This window comes from Paracoccus saliphilus, from assembly GCF_028553805.1.
GTDB classification, from domain to species: domain Bacteria; phylum Pseudomonadota; class Alphaproteobacteria; order Rhodobacterales; family Rhodobacteraceae; genus Paracoccus; species Paracoccus saliphilus.
The window spans coordinates 3157952-3175326 of sequence record NZ_CP067140.1 but is presented as its reverse complement, the minus strand read 5'-3'; the positions used below and the strand labels follow the sequence as shown (position 1 = coordinate 3175326).

Here is a 17375-nt window from a genome sequence, read left to right as displayed (position 1 = left end):
GATGCTGATTGGTCCATCGATGTTATTTCGCCCAAGGACAGAACTGCGAAAGCACCCAAGACGAATAGGCGCTCTCCAGAGAGAGCGCCTGTCAATTCAGTTTCAGTTTTTCCAGCAAGTTGATAAATTTAGTGGATTGCAATCACCATCTTTATTTCAGCACCTGGGTGAGGAAACAAGTTAACCGATAAAGGTTTCCAAATTTTCATCCAAGATAAGTCACTCAAAATTTATGATTCCGAAAGGCGACAATTCAATGGTCTATCAGGCATTTCTACCGACCGTAAGGCCAAGGATTTTACTGACTGTCATCAATCGGTCGCATGAGCGTTGCGGAACTGTCGCTTTCCTGCGGCACAACCGCGGGAAGAGAACTTACCCGGAGATCAATTGTCATGCGTCTCATGTCGACGTCATTCATCGCGCTTGCCTTGGCGGCGCCCGCTGCCATTGCCGAGCCGGTTTTCAACCGCATTTCCAGCTTTCCCACCACCGCGAATTTCGCGGAAGGCGAGGACAGGGCGCAGGAAACCAGCGCCGAGATCATGGCGGTGACCGAAGACGGCAACACGCTGATCTATTCCGACAGCCCGCTGGAAGCACTTGGGCTGATCGACATCTCCGATCCGGCCGCGCCGGTGCCGCTTGGCCATGTCGCCATGGATGGCGAGCCGACCACCACCGTGATCGTCGGGGACACGGCATTTGTCGGGGTGAATACTTCGGACAGCTTTACCGAGCCCTCGGGGGCGCTGCGCAGCGTTGATATCGCCAGCCAGGAAGTGACCGCAAGCTGCGATATTGGCGGTCAGCCGGATGCGGTCGCGGTCAATGGCGATGGCAGCCAGGTCGCCATCGCGATCGAGAACGAACGCGACGAGGACGTGAATGACGGCGCCATCCCGCAGATGCCCGCCGGTTTCGTTGTGACGATCCCGGTTGCCGATGGCGCTGCCGATTGCGCCGGGTTGAAGCGGATCGACCTGACGGGATTGGCCGAGATCGCGGGCAGTGATCCAGAGCCGGAATTCGTCTCATATAACGAGGCGGGCGAATTGGCCGTCACCCTGCAAGAGAACAATCACATCGCGATCATCGGTTCGGATGGCGAGGTTATCAGTCATTTCAGCGCGGGCAGCGTCGATCTTGACGGGATCGATACCGAGGATGACGGCCGGATCGATCCGACCGCCAGCCTGGCAAAGGTCCCGCGCGAACCGGATGCCGTGGCATGGCTCGACAATGATCACCTGGTGACCGCGAATGAGGGCGACTGGAATGGCGGCAGCCGTGGCTTCACCATCTGGGCCAAGGATGGCAGCGTCGTCTATGACAGTGGCAACCTGCTGGATCACGAGCTGATGAAGCTGGGCCATTACCCGGATGGCCGCTCGGACAACAAGGGCGGCGAGCCCGAGGCGGTGATCACCGCGCAATATGACGGCGTCCCGATGATCTTCGTGGCCTCCGAACGCGGCAGCATCGTGTTCGTCTTCGATGCGAGCGATCCCGCCGCGCCGCGCCTGGTGCAGGCCCTGCCTTCGGGGATCGGGCCCGAGGGGCTGGTCGCGATCCCGCAGCGCAACCTGTTCGCCACCGCGAACGAGACCGATCTGGGCGAGGACGGCGCGGCGCGCGCCCATGTGATGCTGTATGAGCGCAAGGATGCGCCCGCCGCCTATCCGACCATCACCTCGGCCGGTGCGGATGAGCTGATCCCTTGGGGCGCGCTGTCCGGCCTGGCTGTCGATCCGTCCGATCCGTCGCGGCTTTACGCGGTCAGCGACAGCGTCTATTCCGCCGCCCCGGCGATCTTCGCCATCGATGCCTCGGAAACACCGGCGCGGATTACCTCTCGCCTTGTCGTAAGCCGCGATGGCGCGCCCGCCGAGAAACTGGATCTCGAAGGGATCGAGCCGGACTGGCAGGGCGGTTTCTGGCTGGCCTCGGAAGGCAATAGCGAGAAGGACATCCCCCACGCGGTCCTGCATGTCGATGCCGAGGGAGCGATCACCGAGGAATTCGGGCTGCCCGAGGCGCTGACCGAACATCAAAAGCGGTTCGGTTTCGAGGGGATAGCGCTGGTGGAAGGCAAGCTCTGGCTCGCCGTGCAGCGCGAATGGGGCGACGATCCCGAGGGGCAGGTCAAGCTGCTGCAACTGGATCCGGCCAGCGGCGAATGGTCAGCTGTCCGCTATCCGATCGAGACGGGTGAGGGTTGGGTCGGGCTGTCCGATCTGGCGGTCTATCAGGATGGACTTTACCTGATCGAGCGCGACAACCTGATCGGCGAGATGGCCGCCCTCAAGCAGATCACCCGTGTCGATCTGGCCGATCTGCAGGCTGCGCCGCTCGATGGCGATCTGCCACTGTTGGACAAGGAAGTCGTGCGCGATCTGATCCCCGACCTGAAGGCGCACGGCGGCTATGTCGTGGACAAGGTCGAGGGGCTGGCAATCACCCCCGAGGGAACCGCATATGTCGTGACCGATAATGACGGTGTGGATGACAGCTCGGGCGAGACCCATTTCTGGTCCTTCCAGCTGGACTGACCGAAGAATGCCTGCCGCCCGTCCTTTGGGATGGGCGGCGCGGCCAAGTGCCGATCCCGAAGGGCGCGCGAACCCGTCATTGCGGCCGGTCCATGCGCGCATAGATCGCGACCCGCCCCTTTAGCGCCGTGGCCCAGTTCAACCGGACCTGGCGCTTGCCGCTTCCGGTCTGGGCCTGCACCCAGGGCATCTCGGCGACTTGCTTGCCCGCCGCATCGGTCAGCGGGCTTTCGGCGACGACCGACTCGACGGATTTGGTCCAGCCATTGAAGGGCAGGCCGTTCAGGATGGCCGAGGTCCATTTGCGCGACGCGCTTTTCTGTTCATGCGTGATCAGCAGCGGATTGGCGACATAGGTCTTGATCCCGTTGAAGCTGTTCCCCGCGAATGTCACGTTGCGCATGTTGTTGTAATCCAGATCGGCGATCGACTTGTCCACGCGGTCTATCCGTTCGATCTTGCCGTCCAGCGCCTTGAAGACATTGCCGGTCACCATCATCCCATGAACGAAATGGCCGCTGCCATAGGGCTTGATCACCAGCCATGCGAACCACGGCATGGTATTGCTGGTCAGGAAGGTGTTCCCGGTGATCGTCAGCCCGCCAAAACTGAACTGCTTGCCGTCGAAATCCGGGTATTCGCTATGCTCGTTGGTCCATTCGATAGAGGCATTGTCAATGTAATTGCCGGTGACCGTGACCTGCACATTGGTCTGGGTCAGGACAAGCCCGGCATAGCGCAACCCATCCGAGGTTCCATCGCCCTGGAACCAGTGATTGCCGCTGATGATATGGCCGCCGCCCTTGGCGACCATGAAATGCGCGAAGCGGACAAAGCGGTTGTTGCGAATCTTCACGTCATTCGCGTTCACATTGATCGCGACGCTACGGCGTTCCTGCGCGGGCAGTCCCAGCTCATGCGAGATGAACTGGCAGCGATCGACCAGCATGTCCTGGCAGCCACGCCCGATAGAGGTGATCCCGCGGTCCTTCGGCCGTGTGATGTAGCAATCGCGTATCGCGATCATCTGACCCTTGACCGGCAGCATGATCGCGCTGGCAACGCCCTGGCAGTTGATGTCCAGATCGTCGAAATTCACCCGGTCGATCTGTTCGACCCCGGAAAAGTCGAAGACATAGCGATAGCGCTCGAAGCTGTATTTTCGTGTATCGGCCCCGCCATGAAGCGGTTGAGACAGTTCCAGCCGGGCCTTGCGGATATTGCGGCCCTTCACATAGACCTCTCGCCCAACGCCAGAGCCCTTGACGAGGCTGCCGATCTCGATCGCGGCGATATTCGCGACATTTGTCAGGGCCAGTGGATCGGCGGGATCATAGCTTGCCATACTACTGGTCTTGCCGGTGGTCCAGGCCTCGCCGGGCACGGCCAGAATACTGCCATTGGTGATGACGCGGCGGTTGGAATAAGCTTGAAGTTCCGGCGCCAATTCGTGGAAATTCAACGGTTCTGTTAGTTCGACACGGCGGCCGCACAGATCCAGTGTGACGTGATCACTATAGCCCAACAGCGCCTGCAATGCCTTTTTCAGCCCAAGCGTTTCATCTCCGAACGCGTCCACATAGGTCGGGTAATCGAAGCTCTTGAGAAGCGATACCCGCGTCGAGGCAGGTGTTTTCAATGTGCCCTTGAAACGGATCGGGGAATTGATGCTGAGATTGCCATCGATGAAATAACGCCCCTCGGGCACCATGATCCGGCCGCCATTCGCGGCCGTGTCGGCGGCAATGAAGGCATCCCGGTCATTGGTGACGCCATCGCCCTTTGCCCCGAAATCGAGCACATCCACCCAATCGATGAGAGAGGGGATGAAGGCCGATGTGACATCCTCGATCCGGATCGATTCGATGCGCAACGCGCTGCCATTCGCGCCGAGAAGATCGATCCCGAAATGTCCGAAAGCCGGGTGCCTGCCCCAGGCCATGTCCACGCCCTGCCGGGCCCCGACGCCGACGATGGCGCTGATCTCGACCACCTCGTTATACCTGTCGATTGCATGGCTGGGGCCGGTTTCGGCCAATCCGCCCACATGTTTGCGCGATGCGTCACGCGGCCATCCCGCGATCCGCGCGCTGCAAGGCGGACCGGCCACCAGCTTGATCCGGGCAGAGACCCGCAGATAGACGCCGGGAATGATCGGCGTATCCCCCCGGTATCGGATGCGCGTCACCGATCGCTCTTTCAGGATTTCCAGGCAGGTGCCGAAATGCCGGTCGTCGGGCACGATCCCGGCATTATGGGCCTCGGCCCAACTCGTGTCGCTCTCGGTTCCGTTGCTCCGTGTCCAGATGTCGAGCCCGGCGCTGAATGCGGGCGGCATCAGCAGGATATTGTTGGTGATCGCGATACTCATGTGCTGTCTCCCCGAAGCGGTGGGCGGCGGCAAAGCCCCGCCTTGCCTGCGAAGAGATAGTTCATGTCACGTTAATATGGCTTGAAGCATGCGCGCGTTGCGGGGCCGGTTGGTGCAACGGCGCGAGCGGGAAGGGGGCTGTCCGCCCCCACCCGGCCCATTCGGGCCGGGCTCCCCCGAGGATATTTTCATGAAGAAGAAGGGGGCGTCAGCAATTCACCCGCAAGCGCCCGCTCGATCAGGTCGCGGGTTTCCTCGATGCCGTAAAGCGCGATGAAGCCGCCGAAGCGTGGACCCTGGTTTGCGCCCAGAAGGACTTGATAAAGCGCGCTGAACCAGTCGCGAAGCGGCTCGAACCCGTGGTCTTTCCCGACCGCGAAGACCATGGATTGCAGCGCCTCGGCGTCAGTGGGTTGGTCCCATGCGGCAAGACGCCCGGCCAGATCCTCCATCGCCCGACGCTCGATATCGGAGGGCGCGCGGAACTCGCGGGTGGGGGCGACGAAATCATTGAAATAGCGCAGCGCGAATCCGGCGGCCTGATCGAGACCGGGATGAGTCTCCGGGCTGGTTTCCGGCGCGTAGCGGCGGATGAAGCCCCACAGCCCCTCTTTGCCCGAGGCCCCCGCGACCGAGGCGAGGTTGAGCAGCATCTGGAACGGCACCACCATATCCGAGGCGGGCACATTGTCGCCATGGATATGCCGCACCGGGTTGGCGAGCTTCTGTTCGATGCTCTGGCCGGGATAAGCGCGCAGCTGCTGGTGATATTCGTCCACCGCCTTGGGAATGACGTCGAAATACATCCGCTTGGCGGTTTTCGGCTTCTGATACATGAAATAGCTGAGGCTCTCGGTCGCCGCATAGGTTAGCCATTCATCGATCGACAACCCGTTGCCCTTGGATTTGCTGATCTTCTGCCCATCCTGGTCGAGGAACAGCTCATAGGTAAAATGTTCCGGCTTCTTGCCGCCCAGGATCTCGCAGATACGATCATAAATCGGCGTATTGGTTGAATGGTCCTTGCCATACATCTCGAAATCCACGTCCAGCGCGGCCCAGCGGGCGCCGAAATCGGGCTTCCATTGCAGTTTGACCTGCCCGCCGGTCACCGGCAGCGTGCATTCCTGCCCGTCCTCGTCGTCGAAGGTGATGGTTCCTGCCTGCGCATCGACATGCTTGATCGGCACATAGAGCACACGCCCCGTCGTCGGGCTGATCGGCAGGAAACAGCTATAGCTTTGCTGACGTTCTTCGCGCAAGCTCGCCAGCATCACCTCCATGATCGCGTCATAGCGTTCCGCCGCGCGCAGCAATGTCGCGTCGAAACGGCCCGAGCGGTAGAAATCCGTCGCGCTGATGAACTCGTATTCGAAGCCGAACGTGTCCAGGAAGCGCCGCAGCATGGCGTTGTTATGATGGCCAAAGCTTTCATACTGCCCGAACGGATCGGGCACCGAGGTCAGCGGTTTCTGCGAATGCTCGCGCAGCATCTCTTGCCGGGGCACATTATCCGGGATCTTGCGCATCCCGTCCATGTCGTCGGAAAAGCAGATCAGCTTGGTGGGGATGTCGCTGATGATCTCGAAGGCGCGGCGGATCATCGTCGTTCGCGCCACCTCGCCAAAGGTGCCGATATGCGGTAGACCAGAGGGACCGTAACCGGTCTCGAACAGCACGAATCCCTTTTCCGGAGCCTTCTTTTCATAGCGTTTCAGCACCCGGCGCGCCTCTTCGAACGGCCAGGCCTTCGAACTCATCGCGGCTTCGCGCAGGGTGGTCATCTCATCTACTCCTGTTCCGGGGTTTCGCCGCCTTATTGAAAGCTTACCCGATCGTCAATAATCTAACCAACAACCTTGACGGAGACGTAACCATGACGACCGAACTGCCTTTCCTCTCGCCCTGCGATGCACTGGTCGCGGTGATGGTCGCCGTGTCGGCCTCGGACGAGAACATGCGCACCTCTGAACTGGTGGCGATTCAGCGGATGGTCGATCACGCCCCGGTCTTTGCCGAGTATGACGACGACCGGATTCGTCCGGTCAGCCAGACGGTCGTGACCCTGTTCGAGGAGGAGGACGGGCTCGACGCGCTTTTTGGCCTGATCCGCGATGCCCTGCCCGAGAAACTTTACGAGACCGCCTATGCGCTGGCCTGCGATGTTGGCGCGGCGGATGGGCGGCTTTACGAGGGCGAGATCGCCTTGCTCGCGGAAATCCGAGAGCAGTTGAGCATTCCGCGCCTGCATGCCGCCGCCATCGAATTGTCGGCGCAGGTGCGTCACAGGGTGCTGTAGGATACCCCCCCGGCGGGGGTGGCCGCGAATTCGCCTCCCTTATGCCGGAGCCAGCCCGGTTTACGCCAGGACAATGCGCCGCCCCTTTGCAAGGGGCAGATCGCCCATGCGCGGGGGCGATATTGATCGGGTGCGAGACGTGATCGGGGGAAGGGCCTCGCAGAATCGCGATCACCCGGACAACCGCAGTGATTCGGTTTTGCATGCGCCGCAATTTGCGTTTCATTTTATAATTAAAAATCAAATATTTACGTCATGCTTTCTGCAGCGCCCGCGATGCCGGCTTGACAGTGGATAGCCTTCTCGTCTTATTTGTAGGACAAATCAAGAGGAGGGGTTCATGCGGGTTTCTGCCGCCATCCATCGCGCATTCGAAATCTCGGTAATCGACGATCGGCTCTATGCTGCCTTCATCGAGCATATGGGCCGGGCCATTTATTCGGGCATTTACGAGCCGGGTCATCCCGAGGCGAATGAGCATGGCTTCCGGCGCGATGTCGCCGGGCTGGTGCGCGACCTGAATATCCCCGCGATCCGCTATCCCGGTGGCAATTTCGTCTCGGCCTATAACTGGGAGGACGGGATCGGTCCCAAGGAGGATCGCCCCACGCGGCTCGACCTCGCCTGGCGCAGCAAGGAAAGCAACCAGGTCGGGATCAACGAATTCGCGACCTGGGCCGAGGACCTGGGCATCGACATGATGCTGGCGGTCAATCTTGGTTCGCGCGGCATCTCGGACGCGCGGAATTTCGCGGAATATGTGAGCCATCCCTCGGGAAGCTACTGGTCGGATCTGCGCCGCAGCCACGGCGTCGAGCAGCCCTACAATGTCAAGATGTGGTGCCTCGGCAACGAGATGGACGGGCCCTGGCAGATCGGCCACAAGGAGGCCAAGGAATATGGCCGCCTCGCCGACGAGACCGCCAAGGCCCTGCGGCAACTGACGCCGGGCGCCGAGATGATCGTCTGCGGTTCCTCCAATAACGAGATGCCGACCTATCCCGATTGGGAGCGCGGCGTGCTCGAGGAATGCTACGAGAATGTCGATTACATTTCGCTGCATAATTATTACGGCAATTCCAGCCGCGACACGCTGAACTTCTTTGGCAAGGTCGAGGAAACCGGCCGCTATATCCAGGCGATTTCCGGGGTGATCGATTTCGTCAAGGCCAAGAAGCGGGCGAAGAACGACGTCCATATCTGCTTCGACGAATGGAATGTCTGGTATCACGACCGCGAAGAGGATTCGCGCCGCTGGCGGACATGGGACTGGCCCGAGGCCCCGGCGCTGCTCGAGGAAAACTATACCTTCGAGGATACGCTCTTCATCGCCTGTCTGCTGAACGAGTTCATCCGCCGTTCCGACCGGGTCAAGATCGCCTGCATCGCGCAACTGGTGAACGTGATCGCGCCGATCCGGGCCGAGGCGGGTGGGCCGGCATGGCGGCAATCGATCTATTGGCCCTATCAGCTTGCCTCGCTTTACGGACGCGGACGGGCGCTGCGCGTCTCGGTCGATGGGCCGACCTATGATTGCAACGTGGCCGATGATGTGGCCTATCTGGACGTTGCCGCGACACATGACACGCAGGGCGGCACGGTGACGCTGTTCATCGTGAACCGGCACCTGACCGAAGCCGCCGATCTGCGGATGGCGCTGACCGGGTTCGAGAATGCCCAACTGGCCGAGCATCAGGTGATCGAGGGCCACGACCTCATGACCCGCAACGGCCCCGGAAAGGAAACCATCGCGCCTGTTCCCGGCAAGGGATTGGCGGTCGAGGACGGGACGCTTGGCGGTGCCATCGCGCCGCTGTCCTATCACGTTCTGCGGTTGAGGGTCTGAATCATGTCGGGTGTGAAGCTGACCAATGTCAAGAAATCCTTCGGCGAAGTGGACGTCATCAAGGACGTCTCGCTCGAAGTGCCAAAGGGCGAGTTCGGCGTCTTTGTCGGTCCTTCGGGCTGCGGGAAATCGACGCTGCTGCGGATGATCGCCGGGCTGGAGGAAACCAGCGGCGGGCGGATCGAGATCGGCGGCCGCGATGTCACCAATGCCGAACCCGCCAGGCGCGGCGTGGCGATGGTGTTCCAGTCCTATGCGCTCTATCCGCATCTGACCGTTGCCGAGAACATGGGCTTTTCGCTCAGCCTCGCCCGTGCGCCACGGCATGAACGCGAGGAAAAGGTCCGCGAGGCAGCCCGCATCCTGCAACTGACCGATCATCTCGACAAGAAGCCTTCCGCCCTGTCCGGCGGGCAGCGTCAGCGGGTCGCCATAGGCCGGGCCATCGTGCGCGAACCCGAGGTCTTCCTGTTCGACGAGCCCCTGTCGAATCTCGACGCGGAGTTGCGCGTGCAGATGCGGCTGGAACTGACGCGCCTGCACCGGCAGATCGGCGCGACGATGATCTATGTCACCCATGACCAGGTCGAGGCGATGACGCTGGCCGATGACATCTTCGTCCTCAAGGGTGGGCATGTCATGCAGTCGGGCCGTCCGCTGACGCTATACGACGATCCGGACAATCGCTTCGTGGCGGGCTTCATCGGCTCTCCGGCGATGAATTTCGTCAAGGGCACCGTCACCGCCACCGATGCCGGGGGGATTACGGTGCAGGCCGAAGAGGGCACCTTGCGCGCGGCGCTTGGCGGTCCGAAGCCGGGCGAAGGCACAGAGGTGGTTCTGGGCATGCGGCCCGAACATCTGGCCCCCGTCGCCGAGGGCGGCTTGCCGGTCACGGTCGAGGTCGCCGAGGAACTGGGCGGGAATTCTTATGTCCACGCGCGCTCCGCCTCTGCCGCCGATCTGGTATTCGAGCGGCGCGGCAGCCGCGACAGCCTTGAAGGGCAGAAACTGAATATCGGCGCCGATGCCGACAAGATCATGGCCTTTTCGCCCGACGGCGCAAGGCTTCGCTAGTCCCGCGCCAAGCGGGGCGTGATGGGAGGGGGCACGCGGCAAACGTGGCCCGATGCAGAGAGGAAAACCAATGAAGATCAAGACATTTGTAACGGCTTCCGCCGTGGCGGCGGTCCTGGGCGCGATGTCGCCCGCATGGGCGCAGCAGACCGTGACCTGGTGGGACTTCTTCGTCGGAGGGGACGGCGTTCGCATGAAGGCGCTGATCGACGAATTCAACGCCGAGCATCCGGATATCGAGGTCAAGGCCACGTCGCTGGAATGGGGTGTGCCTTTCTACAGCAAGGTGCGGACCTCGGCCGCTGTCGGGCAGGGGCCGGACGTGATGACTTATCACCTGTCCCGCATGCCCCTGGGCCTGAGCGAAGGCGTGCTGTCGCCGATCACCGAGGACGACCTGCAGGCCGCCGGCCTGAGCGAGGGGGATTTCTTCGAGACCGCGCTCGACGCCGCCCGCGACCCTTCGGGCCAGCTTCACGCGGTGCCCTTCGATATTCATTCGATCGTGCTCTACTATAACAAGTCCTTCCTCGAAGGATCGCGCTTCCTTGACGAAGAGGGCAACCTGACCGGCATCGAAAGCGTCGCTGACTTCGAAGAGGCGATGCAGGTTGCGGCCGAGAATGGCTCGGAAACCCCGCTGACCTATGCAACCGGCGACGACGGTGGCGCCTATCGCGTCTTCTATACGCTTCTCGCGCAGCAGGGCGGCACACTGATCTCGGAAGATGGCGAGGTTTTGCCCGGAGACAGCACCGACAAGGCGGTCAAGGCCGTCGAGATCATGACCAAGTGGCATGAAGAGGGCTGGCAGCCCGAACAGGCGCTGTACGAGGCCTCTGTCGCCCTGTTCACCTCGGGCAAATCGGCGTTCCAGTTGAACGGTGTATGGGAAGTCCCGACGATGAAGGATCTCGAAGAGGGCGGCAAGCTGGGCTTCGAATGGGGCGCGGTCGAGGTGCCCAAGCTGATGGACAGCCAGACCACCTGGGCCGACAGCCATGCATTCGCCATCCCGCATCAGGGTGACAAGGAGATGTCGCCCGAAAAGCGCGAGGCCGTCATGACGGTCATCGGCTGGATGGAGAAACACGCGATTTCCTGGGCCGGAGCCGGGCATATCCCGGCCTACAAGCCGGTGGCGGAAAGCGAGGAGTTCACTACCATGCAGCCCAACGCCACCTATGCGACGCTGGCCGACCGGGCGACCTACGATCCGCGCAGCGAAGTCGCCGGTGTCGCCTCTCCCGCCTATGACGCGGCAGAGAACATCATCTCGCCCGCCATGCACGGCTACATGTCGCCCGAAGAGGCTGTCGAGCAGGTGAAATCGGAACTGCAAAGCCGCATGAACTGACTGATTACCCCCGCGCGCACCGCGTGCGGGGGCCGCATTGGCAAGGGGTATGGGGTAGAACATGGCGATGATCCGGAACAAGGCGCGGCACAGGCTGGTGGCCGTTTCACTGATCCTGCCATTCGTGGCGATCTTCGCGCTGGTCTTTGCCTATCCGGTGGTCGAGGTCGTCCGGATGAGCTTTACCAACGCGCCGCTGATCGGCGGGGGAGAGTGGATCGGGCTGGACAATTACATCCGGCTTTTCTCGGACAAGCTGTTCTATACCTCGGTTGTCAATAACGGCTATTTCGTGCTGTTGACGGTGATCCCGACCACGGTGATCGCGCTTGGCATCGCGTTGGCCGTGAACCGCCTGTCGGGGCGGATGCAGGCGCTGGTGCTGGTGATGTTCTTCACGCCTTATGTGCTGCCGGTATCCGTGGTCACGCAGATCTGGGCCTGGATGCTGGATTTCCAGTTCGGGATCCTGCAACCCGTCATCGAGTTCTTTACCGGTAAATCCGTGCCGGTCTTCAAGAATCCAAATTGGGTCATGCCCACCGTCGCCACCGTGACCATCTGGTGGACCAATGGGTTCAACGTGCTGCTGTTCCTTGCCGGTCTGCGCAATATCCCCACCGAACTCTACGAAGCTGCCGCGCTTGACGGCGCCACGAGGCGGCAATTGTTCTGGCGGATCACATGGCCGCTTCTGTGGCCGGTGACGGCACTGGTGCTGACGCTGCAACTGATCCTGCAATTGAAAATCTTCGACCAGATCTACCTGCTATCCGAGGGCGGACCCTTCAACTCCAGTTACGTCTTGCTGCTGATGGTCTATCGCGAGGCTTTCCAGCTTAATCACGGCGGCTACGCGGCGGCGATCTCGCTGGTTCTGTTCCTGCTGATCGTGGTGATCTCTGTCCTGCAATTTCAGATCCTGCGCATCGGAGGGAAAGGCAAATGAACCACCAGCGCCGCGTCGAGAATATCGCCCTGACCTGCATCACCCTTGTGGCGGGGATCATCTGGGTCTTTCCGCTCTACTGGGCCTTTGTCACCTCGATCCGCTCGGAGGACCGGGTGGTGTCCGAGGGGGCGGGGCTGCTGCCGGACGAGTTCAATATCAGCTCCTATGTGGATGCGCTGTTCAACACCAGCCTGATCGACTGGTATATCAACTCCATCGGCACCTCGGTTCTCATCACCCTGATCGTGCTGGTCACCGGCATGATGTGCGCCTATGCGCTGAGCCAGATGGAATTTCCGGGCCGCAGGCTGCTTTACGGCATCGTTCTGGCCAGTTTCATGGTTCCGGCGCAGGCGCTGGTGGTGCCGCAATTCGTGCTGATGAACGATCTTGGTTTGATCAATAAATGGGGTGGGATCATCCTGCCGCAGCTTGTCGTGCCGGTGGTGATCATCGTCTACAAGCAGTTCTTCGATGCCGTCCCCAAGGAGATGAAGGAAGCCGTCGTCCTCGATGGCGGCGGGGATTATACCCTCTTGTTCCGCGTCTATCTGCCGCTGAACTGGGGGATTACCACCGCGCTTGGCATCATTACCTTCATCATGTCCTGGAACTCGTTCCTATGGCCCTTCCTTGTCATCACGACCGAGGACATGATGACGATTCCGGTCGGGATCACCCAAGTCAATGACGCATTCGGCGTGGCCTATGCGCGGATCATGTCGGTTGCGCTTCTGGCCGCTGCGCCGGTGGTCATCGCCTATCTGATCTTCCAGAAAAAGGTGACCGAGGCGGTGATGATCTCTTCCGGCGTCAAGGGCTGAGCCTAGGGTCGGCGCTCAGATCTTGAGCGTCGGCAGCCCGAGATCGAATACCGTGGTGCCCCTGGAATCGAGCAGTGCGGTATCGACCAGCCCGGTCATCAACTGGCGCGCACCGACAGAGTCGCGCGCCTCGATCCGCTCGAACACGGCAGCATGTTCCTCGACCGGGTTGCGCGTATGCGGGTTCGGCATGTCGCGATAGCGGAACGCCGTGGTAAAGGCGACGGCGGCACAGATCCCCGCCTCCAGCGACAGCAGCACCGGGTTATGGGAACTGATCAGGATCGCACGGTGAAAGCTTGCATCGGCATTGTGCCAGCTTTCCTCGGTCATGTCGCAATAGCGCATCGAATGCAGCGCGTCGCGGAACAGCCGCAGATCGTCCTCGCTTCGGCGCTCGGCCGCGAAGGCCGCCGCCGGGGGTTCGATCATCGCGCGCAATTCATAGATCGCCCGGATATACCAATCCGGGGGCGCGCCGCTTTCAAAGCTCCAGCGAACCACGTCCGGGTCGAGCAGGGACCATTTCTCGCGCGGGGCGACACGGGTGCCGCTGCGGGTCTTGGTGACCAGCATTCCCTTGCCCGCCAGCCTGCGCAGTGCTTCGCGGTAGGCGCCCCTGGATATCCCGGTCTCGGCGAGGAAATCCATTTCCTTCGGAACGGTCTCATCCGGCCCGATCGCACCGGAAACGATCCGTCGGCCGAGCCAATCGGCGATGGATTCGTTTTTCCTCTGTTCCGGCCTGTTCGATGCGTCGAAAGCGGGGGATGTGATTTTCGAATTGTCCGACATAAACGGAATCTACCTGCCAATGTCAGGCAATGCAGCAAGGAAATTCGACAATTTGTCCTGCATGCGCGCGAACTTGCCGCGCTCATCAGGAAAAGACGGAAAGCAGGCAAACAGATCTGCTGCCGAACCGGGAATGCCGGATCAGTTTTTCTTGGGCTTCGGTTTCGTTCCGATATTCAAGTTGGTGCTGAACGAGGGGACCGGAGCGGTCTCGGTCTTCTTTTGCTTCGGTTTCTTTTCTTCTCTGCCGCGACGGCTTTTGCCCTTTGCCATGTCGTTCTCCTGATTTGCTTGAAACTGTGACATTGCCGCCGAACCCGATGCTCGCCGAATGGCTAGGGCGAGGTGCGGGTTTGGCGATCACGTGATGTGCGGACACACACGATTTTGCACAATTACATGGAAACAGAAGTCGCGGGCTGATCCATATCAGTTGCTGGCAGAACCGTTCCGGCAATTTCGCGAACGGGCATGGGTATGACCCGCATGAAAATCAGGCGGGCAGGGCCCGGGCATCCGAAAACGACAATAGCTTGCGGCTCTGTTCGTCCCAGAGATGAAGCCGGGCGCAACGGAAGCTTTCCCAAAGCGTGATGCGCTTGGACTGCGCGAGAAGATCGTGGTCCCTTATCGCCTCGCCAAGGCGATAGAAGGGGATGCGGCTGGCCAGATGATGCACATGGTGGACGCCGATATTCGCGGTCATCCATCGCAGGATGCCGGGCAGGTCGTAATGCGAGCTTCCGCTGAAGGCGGCATCATGCAGGTTCCAGTCTTCCTCGTTGTCCCAGACCGTGTCTTCGAACTGATGCTGAACATAAAAGAACCATACACCCGTGATCGCCGCCATGATCGTTGTCGGCAGAAACACGAAAAGCAGCACATTCATGCCGCCAAGCCATAGGATCAACCCGAGGACCGCGCCGATTGCGGCATTGGTCGCCATGGCGCTGATCCAATATCTCCGCCCTGTCTGCATCTGGCCGATGGGCAGGCGGTTCTGCAGGAAAAACAAGTAGATCGGGGCGATTCCGAATAGAAAGACCGGATTGCGAACCAACCGGTACATGGCGCGGCCGAGCCATGATTTCGCCCGATATTCCCTGACTGTCAGGGTCGGCAGGTCACCGGTGCCGCGCCGGTCCAGATTGCCGGTCGTCGCATGGTGGATCGAATGGTTTTTCCGCCATACGTCATATGGCGTCAGCGTCAGCACTCCGAGAATTCGACCTATCCAATCGCCGAGCGGGCGGTGCTTGAAAAAAGCGCCATGACCGCAATCGTGCTGGATCATGAACAATCGCACCAGGAAGGCCGCATTTATCAGGGCCAGCGCTGCCGCCAGCCACGGGCTGATCGAGAGCGTCCACCAGGCAAGGGCCCAGATCGCCACGAAGGGGCCAAGCGTGACGGCCAATTCGAAAATGCTGCGGGAGAGGATCGGTTCGCGGTATTTGACGAGGATCCGGGTCCATTCAGTAGCTTGCAACCGGTGATCTTTCATTTGGAGTGACGTCGATGCCTTGTTTTCAAGTCATCTGTTGTGAATGGCCGCCGCCCGGGCGCGCGATGCCGCCCGGCATGAAGCCCGCGCTTCTCGCGGCCGAAAGGAAGGCATTGCGTGCGTCTTCGACCGTCACCAGGCAATGCATGGCGGCATCGATCCGATCGAGCGCGAAATCGCGGTTGTGATCGGTGACCGGCCATTTCTTGCGAAGCCAGTAAAAGGCCTGTTCGATCGTGCTGATCTTTTGTGTGTCGCCTTCGGGTGAAACGACGAATGTCATGGGATTTCCCCAGTTGATCTCTATCAAGTTCTGTCCGTCCAGATAATACTCTCGGTGCCCGTATTGAAATGCCGCGGGCCCGTATAAATTGCAGAGGCGGGACCGGTCCAAGGACCGCCCCCGCCTCTCTGTTCATTCAAGCAGAGGCTTATGCCAGTGCGAGATTGATCGCGGATTCGCGGCCGTCCCGGCCGCTTTCGACGTCGAAAGTCACGGCTTGTCCATCGTTGAGCTCTTGCAGCCCGGCGCGTTCAAGCGTGGAGATGTGAACGAACACATCCTTCGAGCCATGCTCGGGAGCGATGAAGCCGAAGCCTTTTTGGGGGTTGAACCATTTCACGGTGCCATTGGCCATCGTGATGTCTCCTAGTTTGTTTGCCATCCACACTATGCGATGGCCCGGCTCAGAGTCGTCTAGAGATCGCCTGAGGCCGTTAGGAAACAGAAGGTCGAAAGAAGATGCTTTGCACCTCCTAGGTAGGGACGCACCGATTCCATTGCAAGCCCCCGTGATGGAAAACTGCGATTCTGCAATTCAGCGTCCCTTTATTCCGCTCATCCTTGGGACCTTCCCATGGCTGCGACATGCGCGGGCCGCCGTGACGGGCTATTCTATTTCTTCCGTCCAGACCTTGAATTCCGTCAGCTTGTTTTCACCGAATGTAAGGACCAGGGGAACATCCGCGGCATCGCGACCGCGGGCGACGAGAATACGGGCAATCCGGGGCGTGTTGTTGCGCGGGTCGAACATCCGCCACTGTCCTTGCAGATAGACCTCCATCCAGGCCGCGAAATCCCCCGGCGGATGTGGCTTCGGCTCGCCGATATCGCTGAGATAGCCGGTGCAGTAGCGTGCCGGGATATTCATGCAGCGGCAGAAGGTGATTGCCAGATGCGTGAAATCACGGCAAACCCCATGTCCCTCGGCAAAGGCCTGGGATGCGGTGCGGGTCGCGCGCGCGTGTTCGTATCCGAAGCGGACATGGCGATGCACGAAGGTGCAAATGGCCTCTACCCGCGCCCAGCCCGGCTCGGTATTCCCGAACAGCCGCCAGGCTTCCTCGGACAAGAGATCGGTGTCGCAGTAGCGGCTTCCAAGAAGAAAGACGACCGTTTCCGAGGGCAGCTCTTCGACAAGATGCTGTTTCAGGCCCGGTGAAACGGGATCGGTCGTGCCAAGGTCTCGCGAGACACTATCGGTCGACAAGGTGAAGTGCCCCCCGGGCGCGACCAGCCGCGTGCACCAGTTCCCGTAGCCATCCCGATAGCTGTCCAGCGGGACGGCGGGGAATGTCGTCAGATAGTCGGGCCGCTCCAGATCTCCGAAACGGGAGTAATGCACGTTGAGCATCGCGATCATCGGTGTCGCTTGCGCGAACTCGTATCGAAAACGGCAGCCCAGGCTTATCCGCATATATCAGCTCCTTCCGTCATGCGTATCGACGGCAAGCTCGTCGCGGGGCCATCCGTCACGAGACGAAAGGCCCGGCGGGAACCATTGCCGCAACGATATGC

15 protein-coding genes are annotated in these 17375 nt (G+C 60.6%); 8 read left to right on the top strand and 7 right to left on the bottom strand.

The window, feature by feature from the left end:
- The first annotated feature begins 395 nt into the window (after positions 1 to 395).
- Positions 396 to 2552, top strand: a complete 2157-nt coding sequence (locus tag JHX88_RS15270; RefSeq protein WP_141225838.1) for an esterase-like activity of phytase family protein — start codon at positions 396 to 398, stop codon at positions 2550 to 2552.
- 76 nt (positions 2553 to 2628) lie between these two features.
- On the opposite strand, the gene JHX88_RS15265 is transcribed toward JHX88_RS15270, so the two are convergent.
- On the bottom strand, positions 2629 to 4923 hold the full coding sequence (locus JHX88_RS15265) for a glycosyl hydrolase family 28-related protein (RefSeq protein WP_076526605.1): 2295 nt from the start codon (positions 4921 to 4923) through the stop codon (positions 2629 to 2631).
- 188 nt (positions 4924 to 5111) lie between these two features.
- The gene (locus tag JHX88_RS15260; RefSeq protein ID WP_076526603.1) at positions 5112 to 6707 is read right to left on the bottom strand and encodes a lysine--tRNA ligase; all 1596 of its coding nucleotides are present in this window, start codon (positions 6705 to 6707) and stop codon (positions 5112 to 5114) included.
- Positions 6708 to 6799: 92 nt separating this feature from the next.
- Here JHX88_RS15260 and JHX88_RS15255 point away from each other — a divergent pair, with 92 nt between their 5' ends.
- The 6 genes from JHX88_RS15255 (at position 6800) to JHX88_RS15230 (ending at position 13278) form a co-directional block, all read left to right on the top strand.
- Positions 6800 to 7222 carry a tellurite resistance TerB family protein gene (locus JHX88_RS15255; protein WP_076526601.1) on the top strand — a complete coding sequence of 141 codons (423 nt, stop codon included), beginning with the start codon at positions 6800 to 6802 and terminating at the stop codon, positions 7220 to 7222.
- Positions 7223 to 7562: 340 nt separating this feature from the next.
- The gene (arfA, locus tag JHX88_RS15250) at positions 7563 to 9068 is read left to right on the top strand and encodes an arabinosylfuranosidase ArfA (protein ID WP_076526599.1); all 1506 of its coding nucleotides are present in this window, start codon (positions 7563 to 7565) and stop codon (positions 9066 to 9068) included.
- Between the two features lie 3 nt (positions 9069 to 9071).
- On the top strand, positions 9072 to 10145 hold the full coding sequence (locus tag JHX88_RS15245) for an ABC transporter ATP-binding protein (RefSeq protein WP_076526597.1): 1074 nt from the start codon (positions 9072 to 9074) through the stop codon (positions 10143 to 10145).
- Between the two features lie 70 nt (positions 10146 to 10215).
- Complete coding sequence (locus JHX88_RS15240; RefSeq protein WP_076526595.1) at positions 10216 to 11502, top strand: extracellular solute-binding protein; 1287 nt, start codon at positions 10216 to 10218, stop codon at positions 11500 to 11502.
- Between the two features lie 61 nt (positions 11503 to 11563).
- Entirely contained in the window at positions 11564 to 12451 is an 888-nt protein-coding gene (locus tag JHX88_RS15235; protein ID WP_076526593.1) for a carbohydrate ABC transporter permease, read from the top strand.
- Positions 12448 to 13278, top strand: a complete 831-nt coding sequence (locus JHX88_RS15230; RefSeq protein ID WP_076526591.1) for a carbohydrate ABC transporter permease — start codon at positions 12448 to 12450, stop codon at positions 13276 to 13278. The genes JHX88_RS15235 and JHX88_RS15230 overlap by 4 nt, the downstream gene beginning before the upstream one ends.
- 15 nt (positions 13279 to 13293) lie before the next feature.
- On the opposite strand, the gene JHX88_RS15225 is transcribed toward JHX88_RS15230, so the two are convergent.
- A complete protein-coding gene (locus tag JHX88_RS15225; protein ID WP_076526589.1) occupies positions 13294 to 14073 on the bottom strand; it encodes a FadR/GntR family transcriptional regulator in 780 nt (259 codons plus the stop codon).
- On the opposite strand from JHX88_RS15225, the gene JHX88_RS15220 reads away from it, so the two are divergent.
- Positions 13997 to 14359, top strand: coding sequence for a hypothetical protein (locus JHX88_RS15220; protein WP_176011444.1), 363 nt, complete (start codon positions 13997 to 13999; stop codon positions 14357 to 14359). The genes JHX88_RS15225 and JHX88_RS15220 overlap by 77 nt on opposite strands.
- A gap of 207 nt (positions 14360 to 14566) precedes the next feature.
- Here the strand turns inward: JHX88_RS15220 and JHX88_RS15215 are convergent, their stop codons facing one another.
- The 4 genes from JHX88_RS15215 to JHX88_RS15200 form a co-directional block, all read right to left on the bottom strand.
- Complete coding sequence (locus tag JHX88_RS15215; RefSeq protein ID WP_076526585.1) at positions 14567 to 15577, bottom strand: fatty acid desaturase; 1011 nt, start codon at positions 15575 to 15577, stop codon at positions 14567 to 14569.
- 25 nt (positions 15578 to 15602) lie between these two features.
- The gene (locus tag JHX88_RS15210; protein WP_176011451.1) at positions 15603 to 15860 is read right to left on the bottom strand and encodes a DUF982 domain-containing protein; all 258 of its coding nucleotides are present in this window, start codon (positions 15858 to 15860) and stop codon (positions 15603 to 15605) included.
- A 148-nt stretch (positions 15861 to 16008) separates the two neighbouring features.
- Positions 16009 to 16215, bottom strand: coding sequence for a cold-shock protein (locus JHX88_RS15205; RefSeq protein ID WP_076526583.1), 207 nt, complete (start codon positions 16213 to 16215; stop codon positions 16009 to 16011).
- Positions 16216 to 16467: 252 nt separating this feature from the next.
- On the bottom strand, positions 16468 to 17274 hold the full coding sequence (locus tag JHX88_RS15200) for a transglutaminase-like domain-containing protein (RefSeq protein ID WP_076526581.1): 807 nt from the start codon (positions 17272 to 17274) through the stop codon (positions 16468 to 16470).
- Positions 17275 to 17375: the final 101 nt, after the last annotated feature.